This is a genomic window from Rhodococcus sp. SB1D (genome assembly GCF_048573875.1).
GTDB classification, from domain to species: Bacteria; Actinomycetota; Actinomycetes; order Mycobacteriales; family Mycobacteriaceae; genus Rhodococcus_F; species Rhodococcus_F qingshengii.
In genome coordinates this window covers 274,417-290,252 of sequence record NZ_JBMAIQ010000011.1, presented here as the reverse complement: position 1 = coordinate 290,252, position 15,836 = coordinate 274,417, and the positions used below count along the sequence as shown (strand labels likewise).

Genomic DNA, 15,836 nt, shown 5'->3' with positions numbered 1-15,836 from the left:
TGCCGTGCCATTCGACTTGAACTGCACCGTGCCGACAGCGCTGTTCGGAGCAACCGTCGCGGTCAGGTCAACCGCAGTACCCGTGATTGCCGTAGCCGGAACCGAGAGTGACGTCGTGGTCTCGACATCCACCGGAGCCGAAGCAATGCTGATCGTCGCGAGTGGACCTGCACCAGCGTTGAGAGCGCTACCCTTCGCATCTCGAGGCGTGCATCTGGTCGGAGCCCATTGCGTGCCGAGGAGACTCGCTTTCGCAAGCTGTGTATTGAAATTTTTGTCGTTGCCGTATGTAGCAGCGTCACCGGCAGTTCTGACCTTCGGCTGAATCACACCGGATGCGCCGGCGATCATCGTAATATCGATTGCAGGCATCCTGAACCAACTGTCACCGTTGGTGTTGGTGCTCCCGTCGAGGTTCTTTTTCGTCTTGGGTGCGCGGATCCCACCCTCACTGTTCGTGCTGGTACTGGGACTGTTTCCGATCACCTCGTTGTTACCCGAGATTCGGAGATATGGACCCGCCGCGTCAGGGCTTCCAGCCTCGTTGATGCGGATGACACTGGGAGCGACGTCCTCCAAGTTGAACGAGGTTCCGGGCACGATCGCCGCACTGATGAAGGTGGCATTTGCCGGGACATCGAAATCGTTCTTCAAGCGCGACAAATTGGTTGTTGTGGCGCCCGAATCCGAGTTCGGAAAAGACTGTCCATTGGATTGCATTCGGATAGTGAAGGTTTCACCCGGAGCAACTGATGTGGGGGCATCCACGGTGACAAAACTCGTAGTCACTTTGTCGACAGTGATGAGTGCTTTCGCCTGGCATGAGGTAGAGAAGTTGAATTGGCTTTGAACTGCTGAGGCTGGGGACCCGACCAGCAGCATTCCGGCGACCATGGCGGTTCCGGTTATGGGCACGGCGAATCGCCGCAACTGAGAGATTTGGGGCATGGGCACTTCCTTCGGAAGGGCAAACATGAGCAGTGGATTCGGACAAAACGTGTGCGCGCCGTCACAACATAACGAAAAAACTAGTACGTGTACTACTTTTGGCAAGACACTTGTCCAATTCACCCCGGACTCACCCTCGTATCACCAGACGCGGGATGGAAAAGCAGGGTATGGAAACTCGATTGAACGCAAAACTATCGCCAAAGCGGCCCATCGACAACGCTTTTGGTGGTCACCGCGCCAATCGGCGGGAAAAAGCTGATATTTCGTCAGTTCAGAAAAAGTTCCAAACCTACCAGTACGAAAGTACGAAAAGGGCCGCGACGGAGTCCGTCGCGGCCCTGAGTGTGTTGGTTCAGCGTGTCAGCGAAGCACATCCGTGCCGACAAACGGCACCAATGCCTCGGGCACTCGCACCGAGCCGTCGGCCTGCTGATGGTTCTCGAGAATCGACACGATCCAGCGCGTCGTAGCCAAGGTGCCGTTGAGAGTGGCGGCCGTCTGCGGCTTGCCGTTCTCGTCGCGGTACCGAACTCCGAGGCGGCGGGCCTGGAACGTCGTGCAGTTGGACGTCGATGTCAGCTCGCGGTAAGTGCCCTGCGTCGGGACCCATGCCTCGCAGTCGAACTTACGCGCAGCCGAAGAACCGAGGTCTCCGCCGGCGACGTCGATCACGCGGTACGGAACGTCGATGGCTGCCAACATGTCTCGCTCCCACCCTAGGAGACGCTGGTGTTCGGCGTCGGCGTCCTCGGGACGGCAGTACGTGAACATCTCGACCTTGTCGAACTGATGGACACGGATGATGCCGCGGGTGTCCTTGCCGTAGCTTCCGGCCTCGCGGCGGAAGCACGAGGACCAACCGGCGTAGCGCTTCGGGCCTTCGTTCAGTTCGAGGATCTCGCCCGAGTGGTAGCCGGCCATGGGTACCTCGGAAGTTCCGACGAGGTACAGGTCGTCATCCTGCAAGTGGTAGATCTCGTCCGAGTGAGCACCGAGGAAGCCGGTACCGGCCATGATTTCCGGGCGTACGAGCACCGGCGGAATCATCATCGTGAATCCGTTGGCGATCGCCTTCTGCGCAGCCAACTGCAGCAGTCCGAGCTGGAGCATGGCCCCGTAGCCGGTCATGAAGTAGAAGCGCGAACCCGAAACCTTGGCGCCGCGTTCCATGTCGATCAGGCCGAGCGACTCGCCCAGCTCGAGGTGATCCTTCGGCTCGAAGTCGAACTTCGGAATCTCACCGACGTGTTCGAGAACGATGTAGTCGTCCTCGCCGCCGGCCGGCGCACCTTCTTGTACGACGTTGGAAATCGCGCGGTGTGCGGCGTCGAGCGCGGCCTGCGCCTCGTGCTGCGCGGCCTCGGCTTCCTTGACCTTGGCTGCCAGTTCCTTGGAACCCTCGAGCAGCGCGGGACGCTCCTCCGGAGATGCCTGTCCGACCTTCTTGCCGAAGGCCTTCTGCTCTGCGCGGAGGTTGTCTCCGGTCAGAACGGCAGCGCGCCGGGACGCGTCGGCTTCGAGCAGAGCGTCGACCAGTCCTGGATCTTCTCCACGGGTGCGCTGCGACTCGCGGACGATTTCGGGGTTCTCACGGAGAAACTTGAGGTCAATCACGACTTCGAACTTTACCCACTCACTGCAGCTCTCCGACGGTCACGTCCACGTCGGAGAGGGGGAGATCACGATTCGAGCAGACTCAGGTAGTCCTCGCGTCCGAACATCCGAGCCGCGTCGACCGCCGTCGGGTGTCCACCTTTCGGGTCGGCTCCCCCGCTCACCAGCGCTTTCACCACCGCATCCTCGCCCTTGAAGACCGCTCCGGCAAGGGGCGTCTGGTTCTTGTCGTTGGGCCGGTTGACGTCGGCGCCGCGCTCGATCAGGGCAACGACGGCGTCAGCGTGACCGTGGTACGCCGCCAACATGACGAGCGTGTCGCCACTCTCGTTGGTCAGATTGACGGGAACTCCGGCATCGACGTACGACGCCAGCCCGGCTGCATCACCGGTTCGTGCCATGTCGAAGAGCCGGCCCGCCAGCTCGACAGCCTCGGGATCGAGTGGGGTGTTTTCGCTCATGACTACAAAATACTCACAGACGCGATTGTGAGTTTTGTAGTGAAGGTTCGATATCGCCACGGCAACAGGCATGATGGAATCGATGTCCGAAGACAAGATCGAGAAGTCGCCAGATCCGGCCGATCCCCAGGGGACGCCGGCGAAGAAAACTGTCTCCGCGAGTCGCACCCGTCGGGTCCTGGCTGCTGTGGCGGTAGGTGCGGTGGTCGCCGCGATCGCAACGATCGCGATTTCCGGTGGATTGAACAAGGACGACTCGTCCTCGGTCAGTGTCAGTGGTGGCGGTCCCGCAGCGACGGGATCTACTCGCGACGACGCCTTCACCGCGGCTGCGGCCGGCGACTGCCTCAACTGGACGCCTGCGACCGAGTCGGGCGGGGACCGCACGGACATGTCGAAGGTTCAGTGCGGAACTGAACACCGCTTCGAGGTTGCCGGACCACTCGACCTCTCGGTGTTCCCCGGCGCCGAGTTCGGCCCCGGTTCCCGGTACCCGGGCGCCCTTCGATTCGCCGAACTACGCGACGAGCACTGCACACCCATCGTCATGTCCTACCTCGATTCGAAATTCGATCCCAAGGGCAAGTTCAGCGTCGGCTTGATGTTCCCGAGCGAATCGGGTTGGGCTTCGGGCGAGCGCGCACTGCGTTGCGGGTTGCAGTTCTCGACCACGACCGGCGAGCTACAACCGTTCGTTGGCCGCGTGGCGGACCAGGACCAGTCGAACGTGTGGGACGTCGGCACTTGCATCGGCATCAACCAGAACCTCCCGACCGATCCGGTCGATTGCGCGAAACCGCATGCATACGAGGTTATTTCGGTGATAGACCTCGGCACTCAATTCCCGGGCGCAATGCCGTCGGTCGAAGATCAGGACCGCTATCTCGAGGGCGTCTGCACTCAGGCGTCCAACGAGTACCTTGGTTCCGCAGACGCGCTTCGCGACAAGACGCTGACACTGTTCTGGGACAACATTTCACTGGAAAGCTGGTTGGCCGGCAGCCGCCGAGTCAATTGTTCGATCGGCAAAGAGGTCGAAACCGGCGGGTTTGCCGCGATCACCGGAAGCGCCAAGGGCGACATCCTGATCAACGGCGCCGCTCCGGTCCCGCCACCCGCTGCACCGGAAGGTCGGTCGTTGCCGACGCCGTTGCCCGGCGCAGCTCCGCCGTCGTAAGCCATGACGGTAACTATGACGCCCGACCGGTTCGAGGAACTGGTCGGCGAGGCGCTCGATCTGATTCCGCCCGAACTTGCCAAGGCAATCGACAATGTCGTGGTGCTTGTCGAAGCACGTGACGAAGAAGAACCGGGGCTGCTCGGTTTGTATCAGGGCGTCGCTCTGACCGAGCGGGATTCTCATTACGGTGGGTACCTGCCGGACACGGTCACTATTTTCCGCGATTCGATACTCGACATCTGCGCATCCGAGGACGAGGTTGTTCACGAGGTTGCCGTGACCGTCATCCACGAGATCGCGCACTACTTCGGCATCGAAGAAGACAGATTGCACGAACTCGGCTGGGGCTGAGGGCAAAGTCGTCCGATTTCGGGGGGAACCAAAAGCGGGCGGTAGGCATCAAAGTATGTGCGGGGGGATATCGACGGCTGTGCGCACGGCCTCCCGACCACTTATCCGCCCTGGTCAGGAAGGAGTTCGGCACTATGCACGTCGACCCTCAAGCCCTAGTTGCCGCCGCAATGGAACTCGAGTCTGCGGCGACGCGATTGCGCGGAATCGTCTCTACTGCGCAGCCGACGCTACGCGTTCTCCCAGCGGGATCCGAAGAAGTGTCCGGTAGCGCGGCAAATTACTTCAACACCATCTCGGGCAGCCTTGCCTCGTCCACCGATCGGGCAATCGAGGAGCTCATCGCGGCTGCGGCAGCTCTGCGCAAGAATGCAGCTGCCTACGAGCTCGAAGACCAGCTCACCAAGTCCAGCCTGGCAGCCGCACCGATCTGATCGACAGAAATCGAGCTCGGTAACTCGGCAACACAGTCACACTTCCTGGGGGGAAGAACAATGGTCGGCATCACCGGCGTCATCTGGTATCCACGGGGCGCAGCACCCAACTCCGCAGCACTGGTCGCCGGAGCCGGGCCGGTCCCTCTCGGCGTGGCGGCCGGGGCCTGGTCCACCGTGTCGTCCGGACTGACCGACACCGCTGCATCAATCTCTCGCGTGATGGCGGACCTTCGCACCGGGTGGTCCGGAGAAGCAGCGGATGCCGCATTGAGCAAATTCGCACCGTTCCAGGAATGGGCTGCTGCTGCCGCGTTGCTCGCGGGAGAAACCGCAGGTAAAGCCCAAGTACAGTCCGGTTCCTACACCTTCGCCACCCTGGCCATGCCGTCGCTGGCGGAGATCGCGGCAGTTCAAGCGGCAAAGGTCGCCGCGTACTCCATCGGCGGTGCCCTGGTCGGCGGTGCCGCCGCCGCCGAGGCTGCCGAAGAAGCTCTCAAAATTCGAGCGGCGGTGACAATGGAAACGTACGACGCCGCAACGGCCCATCTGGCCGTGCAGCAGAACTTCGACTCACCATCGTCCATCGCGGAACCCACAGCTGGGGCATCCGCTTCGGCCGAAAGCCCAGGCAGCGCCGCACGACAGTCCGTCGTGCAAGCGGCATCCACGCTCGCTGACGCAATCGCGGATCCCGTGCGCGCCGCCACCGCTGCTGTCGCATCCGTAGTTTCCAACCCGGTATTTGCCGCCGTTGCCTCACAGGCCGGTGCCATCTCCGGTGGAGTTGCCACCGCAGCCAGCGCCACCACCACCGCAGTCACAGGCGCCACCACTGCCGCATCAGCTCTCGCGACGGCAGGAGCAGGACTCACCGGACTGGGCGGCGCGGGACTCGGCGGCGCAAGACTCGGCGCTTCCACACCATCACTGTTCGGCACCCCGTCGGCAAGCCGGGCACCGGCACAGGTCAGCGCAGCATCCGCGACTACCGGAACCGGAGCAATCGCGGGCTCGTCGTCGAGCAGCAGCACCGGCCGGCACGCTCTTCCTGATCCCTCCACCGGCCAGAGCGCCACACGCCAGAACCCCGTGACCTCGCCGGTTCAGGGCACCGCGGATACCGTCAAGGTGGATCCGGCCCGAACCGCAGGCGGATCTGCGCCGATCGCCGGCGGCCGTCATGCGGCCCAATCTGAAGACGAGACCGAGCACGACACACCCGATTACCTGAAGCACTTCGAGCACTTCGCCGACGGCCGAACAGTCATCCCGTCCGTGATCGGTGGCGCACTCGAAACTGCAGAGCATTGATGGTGGACCTCGGCACCTCACCTGAGGGGTGGAATTTACCTGTCGTCGCCCTGTCACAGGACGAAATCGACTATGTACGTGAGCGACTCGGACTCGATGGGCTTCCCGTGGTTCTCGGTGGCGCGACGGTTCACGGCAGTGCGAGCGCTCACCGTACGGCGATGCAGTCCGCGGCAGATTCACTCTCCGAGCGCGATCTCCTCCCCGGCGGGGAGATCCATCACGACCTCAGTGCCCGCCTGCGCGTCCTGACCCACCCCAAATGGGAGTTGGCGCTGCGTCGGCATGTCGGCGGAAGCATTTCACGCCTCTGCGTCGCGCAGGGCGAATTCCTTTGTGTCGAAGCGACTTCAACTGATTCTTCGTTCGCATTGCGCAGCGTCACCGCCGAACCGACTGCACCCGTTGTCACCGCGCTCGGCAGCGCCGAAGCAATGCCGATTGCCGTGATCAACGCACCGACCGAGATGCTCAGCCTGGCATTCGGCGCCGGCCCGGATGCAGGCAGCGTAACCTCGGCCTTGATCAACGCCGGAATACCCGAAGACGACGCGCGCCAACTGGGTAGCGCAATCGTCACATGCACCGCCTTCGCCGAATTGGTCGGAATACCACACAGTTTGGGAGCGACGACGCTCATGACCGGCGCAGTGACTGTGTACGACACCTTGTCGGGTCGGCTGGTCGGTTCGACCACTCGGGCCGCCGACGGCACAGAATGGACGTCCATCAGTTCCGGAACATCCCATCGCCTCCGACAAGCCGTGAACGCTCTGGTAACGGAACTCGAGGAATCGGCGCCGGAGACTTCCGGGTAACCTCGGGGCGTCCCTTCAACGCCCGGAGCCTTACTTCAGCATGCAGTTCTCGCGTCAACCGTCGTCACCGGGCGAACAAGGCTCGGTCGCCACGATCGACCGGCCGAACGATGAACGGGCAACAACACCGCACCGACAAGACCTGAACGGACTGCGTGGCCTCGCCATCGGTTTGGTGGTCGTGTTCCACGTGTGGTTCGGACGGGTATCGGGCGGGGTGGACGTCTTCCTGGTTCTGTCCGGATACTTCTTCGTCGGCTCACTGGTTCGACGCGCCGAAGCCGGGGGTTCACTCAACCCGGTCCCGGCACTGCGGCGGGTGTTTCTGCGGCTGTTCCCCCTGATCGCGGTGGTCAGCATTTTGACCGCACTGGGGACCGCGTTGCTGCTGCCACGCACACGCTGGGCCGATCTGGGCGATCAACTGATCGCGGTGCTCGGGTTCTTCCAGAACTGGCAGCTCGCCAGCACCGCAAGCGACTACCTGGCCGCCGACGGCTCGGTCACTCCCCTGCAGCACCTGTGGTCGATGGCCGTACAAGGTCAGTTCTATCTCCTGGCCATCGCACTGGTCTCCGTGATCGCTTATGTCGCTTCACGCGTGAATCCCAACTATTTCCGCCCGTCACTCGCGGTCACCCTTCTGGTTCTGACCGCAGGATCTTTTCTCTACGCACTCGCCAAATCTTCACGTCACCAAGCCTGGGCGTACTACGACTCCGGTGCCAGGTTGTGGGAATTGGCACTCGGTGGTCTGCTGGCCGTTCTGATGACCAGCACACGCAGTCGGCAGATCGCATCCCTGCCGTTCTCGGTCAGAGCGACGATCGGCTGGGCGGGTCTTTCGTCGATCCTGTTGTGCGGCATAGTGCTCGACGGCGCCCAGCAGTTCCCCGGCCCGTGGGCGCTGGTGCCGGTGCTGGCCACTCTTGCGCTGATCCTGTCCGGAGTCGGCGACGACACGCCTTGGACGTCGAAGACGCTTGCCCATCCGGCACTGACGTGGCTCGGCTCGTTCGCATTCGCGCTGTACCTGATTCACTGGCCGATTCTGGTGTTTGCACTCGTGATCACCGGACGCCCCGAAGCCGGCCTGCTCGGTGGGGCACTGATCATCGCCCTCTCCGTCGCGGGGGCGCTTGCACTCCGGCGCCTGGTCGAGGTTCCGGTGGAGCGCGGAGGCCGCTCGCGCCGGTACACCGTCCTGGTATGCGTCGTCACCGCTGCCGTGGTCCTCGCCGCTTCGGTCGCCTGGCAGTCGTACGCGAGCAGCCAGACGACGGGCCAGCGGGCGGTCGACACCCTCGACCTCCCGACCCATCCCGGCGCACTCGCGCTCACCGACGGTGCCGAAGTACCCAAGGCGTCGATGGTTCCCTCGATCTTCGATGCGCCACTGGACCTTCCGGCCAGTACGCTCGACGGCTGTATCGCCGATTTTCTCGAGCGGGACGTCGTCCACTGCACCTACGGCGACGCCGATGCAGACAGAACCATCGCGCTCGCGGGTGGTTCGCACTCCGAGCACTGGCTCACTGCGCTCGACGAACTCGGCAAGAGTCACGGGTTCCGCGTCGACACGTATCTGAAGATGGGCTGCCCGCTCACCATCGACTCCATGCAGACGTTGTCGGACAACGACTATCCGGATTGCGTCGACTGGTCGCGTGGAGTACTGACCGAGTTGGCCGACGCCTCACCCGATTTCGTGTTCACGACGGCAACCAGGCCGAGTTCCGACGGCCCTGGCGACGTGACGCCCGAGTCTTACGTACACGTGTGGGAGGAACTGGAGCGCGACGGTATCGACGTACTCGCCATCCGCGATACCCCCTGGCTGCACCACGACGGCGTCGCCTACCGCGCGATCGACTGTCTGGCGACAACCACGTCACCCGATCACTGCGCGATGCCACGGTCCGAAATGCTCAGCGACGTCAATCCGGCGCCGTCGGCAATCGGCGATCTGACCAACGTCCGTCTACTCGACCTCAGCGACGGCGTGTGCGGACCGGAGCTGTGCCGCGTCGTGGAGGGAAATGTGTTGGTGTATCACGATTCCCACCACCTGACAGCCAGCTACGTGAGAACGCTGTCCGCTGAACTAGGGCGCCAACTGAGCGTCCAGACCGGTTGGTGGTGACGCCGGCCGTCAGCCCATCACGTCGTCGGCACCGGGGATGAGTCGATGCTCGAACGGCGGGTTGACGGTTCCCCAGCGCAGGCACTCCCAACCGCCGTCGACCGAAGGCAACAGTTCGACGGTCTCGGTGTTGGCCAAGTGGTTGTTGGCTGCGAACAGACCGGGGACACCGGCAAGCTGGGCTGCGACAAGACGGATCGCTGCACCATGACTGACCACGACGATGTCGCCGACGTCTCGTGAGCCTTCGAGAAATTCTTCGCGCAACGCATTGACGACGGGGACGTACCGCTCCAGGACGTCGTATCCCGTTTCACCACCGGGGATGCGAGCGCCGAGGTTGCCGGTGTGCCAGTGATGGAACGTCTCCATGAACAGTCGGTGCGCGGCCTCGTCGGTACGATCTTCGAGGTCACCGGCCTGCACCTCGTGCAATCCGTCCCGCACGTCCAGAGAGACACCGGCGGCCTGCTCCACGAAACCTGCTGTCTGCCGAGCACGCAAAGCCAAGGACGATACGAGCGCCAGCGGAGGCGCCGAAGCCAGGCCGATGCCCAACGTCTCGGCCTGCGCCAACCCTTCCGGCGTGAGCTTTGCTCCTGGCAGGGCGGTGTCGAGACGTTTGGCGACATTCGCCTCCGTCTGACCGTGCCGAACGAGGATGAGCCTTCCGGTCATCGTTCTCCCCCTCCATGCTTGAGTTCGTCGATCCACCGAATCGCTTCTTCGTCCGAAGGAGGTTGTGGCCCGGTCGAATTCGCTGTCGCCCACGACCCCAGGAAGCGGACTCCGGATTTACGATGCAGCGCACGCATCGCCTCGGCCACCAGCGAGTCCTCGACGTGTCCGACGCAGTCCACGAAGAACCGGTACGTGCCCAATTCCGTTCGCATCGGCCGTGATTCGATCCGAGTCAGATCGATACCGCGAGCGGCGAATTCGGAGAGTGCACGCACCAGGGAGCCGGGAGCGTTGTCGAGGTGAAGCACCAGCGCGGTGCGATCGGCACCGGTCCGCGCCGGAACCGGGGCCGGCTTGGTGACCAACACGAAACGTGTGCGGGCGCCGCCTACATCGGCGACGTTGTCCGCCAGGCTCTCGAGTCCGAGCATCTGACCGGCCAAAGCCGTGGACACACCGGCGTCGACGGTTCCGGCCTGCACATCCAGGGCCGCACCGGCGTTGGACGAGGCCAACACCACCTCGGCCTGGGGCAGGTTCTCGGCGATCCATCCGCGGACCTGCGCGCCCGCATGCGGGTACGCGCCGATCGTTCGGACCTGATCGGCGGTGGTCCCGGCCCGAACCAGGATGGAGAAACTCACGTCCAGATCGGTTTCGGCGACGATCTGCAGCGGCGAACCGAGAGCGAGTGAATCGAGCGTCGGAGCTACGCCGCCTTCCACCGAGTTCTCGAAGGGAACCACGGCTCCGTCCACGGAACCGTCGCGAACCATGTCGAGAGTCGCCGGCGGACTGCCGGCCGGTACTCGCTCGACGGTTTCGCCGAACGCGCCCTCAGCCTCCAACTGGGCGAGAGCTATCTCCGTGAAGGTTCCCGACGGACCGAAATACGCGATTCTTGGCACGCCTAAAAGATTACGCACCGACCCACGCCGGTCACTGCAAACCCGCGGCACGCAAAGCCGTTTCCACCGCAGGCAGATCCGCGACCTCGATCGTGAGCAGCACCTCACGCATGGCCGACGCGGCTTCGGGGATCAGCGCGGCAAGTTTTTCCGGCTTCGGATCGACCATCGCGGCGCGCACGTCGTCGCCGCGCAGTGCAGCGACGGTGCCACACAGCAGGGCGATCACCTCGTCGCCGTCGGCCGCGCGGGCTACGAAACCGACGGACTCGTGCGCGAGTACCGCCAGGAAATCAGCCACTTCGGTGGGCGTAAGACCGGCGGCGAGTCCGGGGATCCGGCCACCTTCGCACAGACGCAGCGCCGCTTCGGCGGGTGTCAGATCCTCTTCGCCGCCGTCGACATACACAGCGAGCGGAGCGGGCAGGCGCAGCGCGATCGCGTCGTCGATCTGGTCGGTGGTGACGTCGACGTCGAATCGGACGGCCTCGTACGACGCTTCCGTGTCCGCACGCAGTTCTTCCGGATCGATATCGAGACGGACGACAACCCGGCCTGCTGCTTCGCCACCGATCAGAACCGACGCCGGAACAACCGGGAGAAAGAGTGCTTCGAGGAGTCCGCGCGAGTTTCTCGGGGCGGGCAGCCCGAGTGAGAGAGGAATGGCCACAGACAAACCGTAACCCCGGCGCAGGCGGCGGATTCCACGCGAGTTGCGCAAAAGTCTTGCGATTCACACCGAAGCGCCTTAGGTTAGGGTTACCTCATCATCCGATGGAGTTCGAGAGAACACCCGCCAAGGGGGCAGCATGGCAACGAAGACCAGCACCGGCCCGTCCACCGCCGAACGCGTCCGCAGCGCCTGTGTGCGCGCACAAGACGCAGTTCTCGCCATCGAAGGCAGCGATCCCACCGTCACGTCGGTGCATCACCTGCGTTCGAACGGTGACGTCGTCGTTGCAGTCCCACATGCCTCCGCTGCTGCGGCTCTGGCCTGGAACTCCGGCGGCGGCGGCCTGCCTGCCGTCCTCGAGATCACCGATCACGCACCACTGCGGCTGCGTGAGCCCGTGCGCTCCCTCGTGTGGCTTCGCGGCTCGTTGCACGCCGTGCCCGACTACGAGGCACGCGTTCTCGCCGACGACGTCGCATCCGAACATCCACACCCGGGGCTCCTCGACATCGGCCACACCTCGGTCCTCCTTCGCTTGAGCCTGGCCTCGGCTGTAGTCGCTGATTCAACGGGGGCAGAACCCGTCGCCGTGGACGAACTGCTGAACGCCAGCCCCGATCCCTTCTGGGAAATGGAGACCGCATGGCTGCAGCATCTCGACGAAGACCACCGCGACCTCGTGGACCTGCTCGTGCGCAAGCTTCCCCCGTACATGCGCACCGGACGCGTTCGCCCACTCGGCATCGACCGCTACGGACTTCGCCTGCGGGTCGAGGATCACACCGGTGACCGCGACGTGTGGATGCCGTTCGCCAACCCCGTCGACGACGCTCCCGCGCTGAGCCGCGCCATCCGCATGCTGGTCGGGTGCCCTTTCCTCAACGGCCTCCGATCAGGCGGCGCATCAAACGGCTAGCGTTGCGCGGGTGAATGCCCGCGAAACCGTCCGCACGTGGTTACGGCCGCCGACTCCCGTCCCGGCCGGCCCGGAACTCGATCCGGCCGCCAGACGCGGAGTCTGGATCGAGATCACCATCGTTCTGCTGGTCACGTTCGGACTCAGCGGATTGTCCGGGATCCTCTCGCTCGCCGAATCCTTGGCGACGCCGGTTGCGCTCTCGGATCAGACGGTTGCACTCAACCCGTCGCGGGCCGCCATCGACTGGATCGACCTGGCGCGCCAATTGCTGGGCGTCGCAAAGCTTCTCGCGTGGGCAGCGCTGGGACTCTATCTACTGTGGCGTTCGGGGATCGGTCCACGTGCTGCGGGACTGACTCCCAAGCCTCGATTCGGGCGCGACATCGCTCCGGGATTCGGCCTCGCCGCTGTGATCGGTCTCCCCGGTCTGCTGTTCTATCTCGTGGCTCAGGCACTGAGCATCAACCTCACCGTCCAGGCCAGCGCGCTCGACGATCACTGGTGGCGAGTGCCGATCCTCGTACTGTCCGCGATCGCGAACTCCGGTGCCGAAGAGGTGCTGGTCGTCGCCTACCTGATCACTCGCCTCCGAACGCTGGGTTGGAGCGAGAACAAATCACTGCTCGCGTCGTCACTCCTGCGCGGCAGTTACCACCTCTATCAGGGGTTCGGTGGCGGCGTCGGAAACGTGATCATGGGGCTCGTGTTCGGCCGGTACTGGCAGCGCACCGGGAAACTCTGGCCGCTGGTCATCGCCCACGCTCTCATCGACATGGTGGCGTTCATCGGTTACGCCCTCCTGCGCGATCACGTCTCCTGGCTGCCGTGACCGGTACCGTGAACTGGTGACCGGCGACTCCGAATATCCTCAGCGCCCTCCGCGGCGCCAGCCGCCAGGGCCACCTCCGCGTGGACCGATGCCTCCGAGGCAGAACCCTCCACGCCAGAATCCACCCCGTCAGGGCCCACCCCCGCAGCGGCGTCCACCGATGCCGCCGGAAGGGCCGACGGTCATTCGCCGCGACGGACGCCCGCAGCAGCAGAATCCGGCCAATCAGGCCTGGTCACAGGTCCCACCACAAGCGCCGCAGCAGCCCAGGCGTGAGGACTGGGCGCCGACCCAGCGCCCGCAACCGTTTCAGGACGACCCGCGCAGGCAGGGGCCGCCGCGTCAGGATCCGCAGCGCCAGGCGAAGTACGCGCCCGCACCGCCGCGCCGAACCCCGCCGAACGCCCCGCCGCGCCCTCCAGAACCTCCGAAGCAGCGACGCCCCCGCAAGCGTCGTAGCTGGGGTAGACGTATCGGCATCACGTTGTTGGTCTTACTGCTCGCGCTGGCCGGCGCGATCTATTACGTCGACAGTTCGCTCAATCGAATCGACGCGCTGCCCGACTACGCGGGACGCGTCGCCGATACTCCGGGCACGAACTGGCTGATCGTCGGGTCCGACAGTCGTGAGGGGCTCACCCCCGAGCAGGAGCAAGCCCTTGCGACGGGCGGCGACACCGGCCCCAAGCGCACTGACACGGTCATCTTGGTCCACGTCCCCAAAAGTGGGAAGACGACCATGGTCAGCATCCCCCGCGATTCGTACGTTCCCATCCCCGGCTACGGCTCCGACAAGATCAACGCCGCCTTCGCCTTCGGTGGCGCTCCATTGCTGGTGCAGACCGTCGAAGAGGCAACGGGGCTTCGCATCGACCACTACGCCGAGATCGGATTCAGCGGGTTCGCCGGCATCGTCGACGCCGTCGGTGGCGTCAACGTGTGCCTGGCACAGCCGATCGACGATCCGCTGGCCGGGATCAACCTCCCCGCCGGATGCCAGGACTTGAAGGGTTCGGACGCACTCGGGTTCGTGCGAACTCGCGCGACGGCGCTCGCCGACCTCGACCGCATGAACAACCAGCGCCAGTTCATGTCGGCGTTGCTGTCGAAGGCGACGAGTCCGACCACGTTCCTCAATCCGTTCCGGTTGTGGCCACTCGTCTCCGATACCGCCAAATCTCTACAGGTCGACGAAGGCGATCACATCTGGAATCTGGCCTCACTCGCCTGGGCGCTTCGCGGCGGGATGACCACCACGACGGTTCCGGTCGCCGGTTTCGAGGACGTGGACGGTTCGGGCAACGTGTTGTTGTGGGACAAGGCGCGCGCTTCGCAGTTCTTCGACGCCCTGGCCAACGATCAGCAGATTCCACAGGATCTGATCACCACGGGGTAATCGCCCTGAGTTCCGGTAGTACCGCGGGAGGACAAGCCCGGCGAACAAATCGCTTTCCGGCAGGACGCGGAATCGGCGGCCGAAAAATACCGTGAAGGTATGAACACAACACACCGCCGATTCCGCACTCTCGCCGTCGTTGCCGCCGCCGTCGGAGCTGCTGCACTCGTGACGTCCTGCTCCGGAACCTTCGAGAAGTTCGACGACTCCAAGGCGTACAAGAAAACCGAAACCTTCTCTTTTGCACAAGCATCCAACGGAATCGACACACTGCCGAGTTGGGTTCCCGCCAGCGCAACGGGTATCGACGAGGTCATCCGCACCACCGGCAACGAACGCATCCTGCGAATGACTGCGAACATCGCGGAGATAGATCACAACAGCTGCATCGCACGACCCACCGTCGAAACTCGTCCCGCATCGTTGTCCGCACAGTGGTGGCCGACGGGGGTCGAGAAGGGCAGTTCTTTGCAGTGCGGCGATTGGTACGTCGGCGAAAAGGACTCGTTCGTCTACGGGTACCGACCGGAAACTGTCGGCTTCGTCATCGATCAGCTCGACAAGAAGTAGCTCCCTCTCAGCGGCGACGACCCAGTAACCTGTTGGGATGACACAGGCGAAGAACTCGAGCGAATTCACCACTCTGCTGCGTCAGCAGATCCGTAACGAGTTCACTGCATCGCAGCAGTACATCGCGGTAGCGGTGTACTTCGATGCACACGATCTTCCGCAGATGGCCGCGCGCTTCTACAGCCAGGCCACCGAGGAACGCGGTCACGCGATGATGATGATCCAGTACCTGCTCGACAACGACCTCGACGTGGACGTTCCGGGCATCGACGACGTCGTGACGAAGTTCGACAGTGTCCGGGCTCCGGTCGAGTTGGCACTCGAGCAGGAGAAGACGGTCACGGAGCAGATCACGCAGCTGGCACGCACCGCGCGCGATACCGGCGACTACCTGGGCGAGCAGTTCATGCAGTGGTTCCTCAAGGAACAGGTCGAGGAAGTGGCAAGCATGACAACACTTCTCACTATCGTCGACCGCGCCGGCGACAACCTGTTCCACCTCGAAACATTTGTCGCACGCGAGATGAACACCCCGGCCGCTGCCGACGCAATGGCGCCGACGCCCGCCGGCGGCGGCGTCTGAGGGCCACCGGC

Annotated in this window: 16 protein-coding genes and 1 pseudogene; 11 read left to right on the top strand and 6 right to left on the bottom strand. The window is 63.8% G+C overall.

The window, feature by feature from the left end:
- The 3 genes and pseudogenes from ACN50D_RS23815 to ACN50D_RS23805 all read right to left on the bottom strand — a co-directional run.
- Positions 1-720 (bottom strand): annotated as a pseudogene (locus ACN50D_RS23815) (Ig-like domain repeat protein); the annotation flags it as partial.
- 591 nt (positions 721-1,311) lie between these two features.
- On the bottom strand, positions 1,312-2,565 hold the full coding sequence (gene serS, locus ACN50D_RS23810) for a serine--tRNA ligase (RefSeq protein WP_007736032.1): 1,254 nt from the start codon (positions 2,563-2,565) through the stop codon (positions 1,312-1,314).
- 65 nt (positions 2,566-2,630) lie between these two features.
- Positions 2,631-3,026, bottom strand: coding sequence for an ankyrin repeat domain-containing protein (locus ACN50D_RS23805; protein WP_003945404.1), 396 nt, complete (start codon positions 3,024-3,026; stop codon positions 2,631-2,633).
- A gap of 70 nt (positions 3,027-3,096) precedes the next feature.
- On the opposite strand from ACN50D_RS23805, the gene ACN50D_RS23800 reads away from it, so the two are divergent.
- The 6 genes from ACN50D_RS23800 (at position 3,097) to ACN50D_RS23775 (ending at position 9,266) form a co-directional block, all read left to right on the top strand.
- Entirely contained in the window at positions 3,097-4,203 is a 1,107-nt protein-coding gene (locus ACN50D_RS23800; protein ID WP_003945397.1) for a septum formation family protein, read from the top strand.
- Between the two features lie 3 nt (positions 4,204-4,206).
- A complete protein-coding gene (locus tag ACN50D_RS23795) occupies positions 4,207-4,557 on the top strand; it encodes a metallopeptidase family protein (protein WP_007736028.1) in 351 nt (116 codons plus the stop codon).
- A gap of 134 nt (positions 4,558-4,691) precedes the next feature.
- The gene (locus ACN50D_RS23790; protein ID WP_042920574.1) at positions 4,692-4,991 is read left to right on the top strand and encodes a PE family protein; all 300 of its coding nucleotides are present in this window, start codon (positions 4,692-4,694) and stop codon (positions 4,989-4,991) included.
- A 60-nt stretch (positions 4,992-5,051) separates the two neighbouring features.
- Positions 5,052-6,305, top strand: coding sequence for a PPE domain-containing protein (locus tag ACN50D_RS23785; RefSeq protein ID WP_065456349.1), 1,254 nt, complete (start codon positions 5,052-5,054; stop codon positions 6,303-6,305).
- On the top strand, positions 6,305-7,123 hold the full coding sequence (locus ACN50D_RS23780) for an ESX secretion-associated protein EspG (protein WP_065456350.1): 819 nt from the start codon (positions 6,305-6,307) through the stop codon (positions 7,121-7,123). The genes ACN50D_RS23785 and ACN50D_RS23780 overlap by 1 nt, the downstream gene beginning before the upstream one ends.
- Positions 7,124-7,163: 40 nt before the next feature.
- Positions 7,164-9,266 (top strand): acyltransferase family protein, encoded by a 2,103-nt coding sequence (locus ACN50D_RS23775; protein WP_212634071.1) that lies wholly within the window; start codon positions 7,164-7,166, stop codon positions 9,264-9,266.
- A gap of 9 nt (positions 9,267-9,275) precedes the next feature.
- Here ACN50D_RS23775 and ACN50D_RS23770 read toward each other — a convergent pair whose 3' ends face one another.
- The 3 genes from ACN50D_RS23770 to ACN50D_RS23760 are packed head-to-tail and all read right to left on the bottom strand — an operon-like array spanning position 9,276 to position 11,525.
- Positions 9,276-9,944 carry a histidine phosphatase family protein gene (locus tag ACN50D_RS23770; protein WP_083057958.1) on the bottom strand — a complete coding sequence of 223 codons (669 nt, stop codon included), beginning with the start codon at positions 9,942-9,944 and terminating at the stop codon, positions 9,276-9,278.
- Positions 9,941-10,855: a prephenate dehydratase gene (gene pheA / locus ACN50D_RS23765; protein ID WP_007736017.1), complete on the bottom strand. Its 915-nt coding sequence runs from the start codon at positions 10,853-10,855 to the stop codon at positions 9,941-9,943. The genes ACN50D_RS23770 and pheA overlap by 4 nt, the downstream gene beginning before the upstream one ends.
- 31 nt (positions 10,856-10,886) lie before the next feature.
- On the bottom strand, positions 10,887-11,525 hold the full coding sequence (locus ACN50D_RS23760; RefSeq protein WP_007736015.1) for a hypothetical protein: 639 nt from the start codon (positions 11,523-11,525) through the stop codon (positions 10,887-10,889).
- A gap of 139 nt (positions 11,526-11,664) precedes the next feature.
- Between ACN50D_RS23760 and ACN50D_RS23755 the strand changes: the two genes are divergently transcribed.
- The 5 genes from ACN50D_RS23755 to ACN50D_RS23735 all read left to right on the top strand — a co-directional run bounded on the left by ACN50D_RS23755 (position 11,665) and on the right by ACN50D_RS23735 (position 15,825).
- Positions 11,665-12,444 carry a DUF2470 domain-containing protein gene (locus ACN50D_RS23755; protein ID WP_003945406.1) on the top strand — a complete coding sequence of 260 codons (780 nt, stop codon included), beginning with the start codon at positions 11,665-11,667 and terminating at the stop codon, positions 12,442-12,444.
- Between the two features lie 10 nt (positions 12,445-12,454).
- Positions 12,455-13,276, top strand: a complete 822-nt coding sequence (locus tag ACN50D_RS23750; RefSeq protein WP_212634070.1) for a CPBP family intramembrane glutamic endopeptidase — start codon at positions 12,455-12,457, stop codon at positions 13,274-13,276.
- A 160-nt stretch (positions 13,277-13,436) separates the two neighbouring features.
- Positions 13,437-14,672 carry an LCP family protein gene (locus ACN50D_RS23745; RefSeq protein WP_174519508.1) on the top strand — a complete coding sequence of 412 codons (1,236 nt, stop codon included), beginning with the start codon at positions 13,437-13,439 and terminating at the stop codon, positions 14,670-14,672.
- Between the two features lie 99 nt (positions 14,673-14,771).
- Positions 14,772-15,242, top strand: coding sequence for a hypothetical protein (locus ACN50D_RS23740; protein WP_212634069.1), 471 nt, complete (start codon positions 14,772-14,774; stop codon positions 15,240-15,242).
- A gap of 37 nt (positions 15,243-15,279) precedes the next feature.
- Entirely contained in the window at positions 15,280-15,825 is a 546-nt protein-coding gene (locus ACN50D_RS23735) for a ferritin (protein WP_003944176.1), read from the top strand.
- The last annotated feature ends 11 nt before the right edge of the window (positions 15,826-15,836 follow it).

Coding starts and splice junctions, on each gene's coding strand:
- ACN50D_RS23770 (WP_083057958.1), bottom strand. CDS start 9,944: ATGACCGGAAGGCTCATCCTCGTTCGGCACGGTCAGACGGAGGCGAAT.
- ACN50D_RS23780 (WP_065456350.1), top strand. CDS start 6,305: ATGGTGGACCTCGGCACCTCACCTGAGGGGTGGAATTTACCTGTCGTC.
- ACN50D_RS23755 (WP_003945406.1), top strand. CDS start 11,665: ATGGCAACGAAGACCAGCACCGGCCCGTCCACCGCCGAACGCGTCCGC.
- ACN50D_RS23785 (WP_065456349.1), top strand. CDS start 5,052: ATGGTCGGCATCACCGGCGTCATCTGGTATCCACGGGGCGCAGCACCC.
- ACN50D_RS23740 (WP_212634069.1), top strand. CDS start 14,772: ATGAACACAACACACCGCCGATTCCGCACTCTCGCCGTCGTTGCCGCC.
- ACN50D_RS23735 (WP_003944176.1), top strand. CDS start 15,280: ATGACACAGGCGAAGAACTCGAGCGAATTCACCACTCTGCTGCGTCAG.
- ACN50D_RS23745 (WP_174519508.1), top strand. CDS start 13,437: ATGCCGCCGGAAGGGCCGACGGTCATTCGCCGCGACGGACGCCCGCAG.
- ACN50D_RS23795 (WP_007736028.1), top strand. CDS start 4,207: ATGACGGTAACTATGACGCCCGACCGGTTCGAGGAACTGGTCGGCGAG.
- ACN50D_RS23790 (WP_042920574.1), top strand. CDS start 4,692: ATGCACGTCGACCCTCAAGCCCTAGTTGCCGCCGCAATGGAACTCGAG.
- ACN50D_RS23800 (WP_003945397.1), top strand. CDS start 3,097: ATGATGGAATCGATGTCCGAAGACAAGATCGAGAAGTCGCCAGATCCG.
- ACN50D_RS23805 (WP_003945404.1), bottom strand. CDS start 3,026: ATGAGCGAAAACACCCCACTCGATCCCGAGGCTGTCGAGCTGGCGGGC.
- ACN50D_RS23775 (WP_212634071.1), top strand. CDS start 7,164: ATGCAGTTCTCGCGTCAACCGTCGTCACCGGGCGAACAAGGCTCGGTC.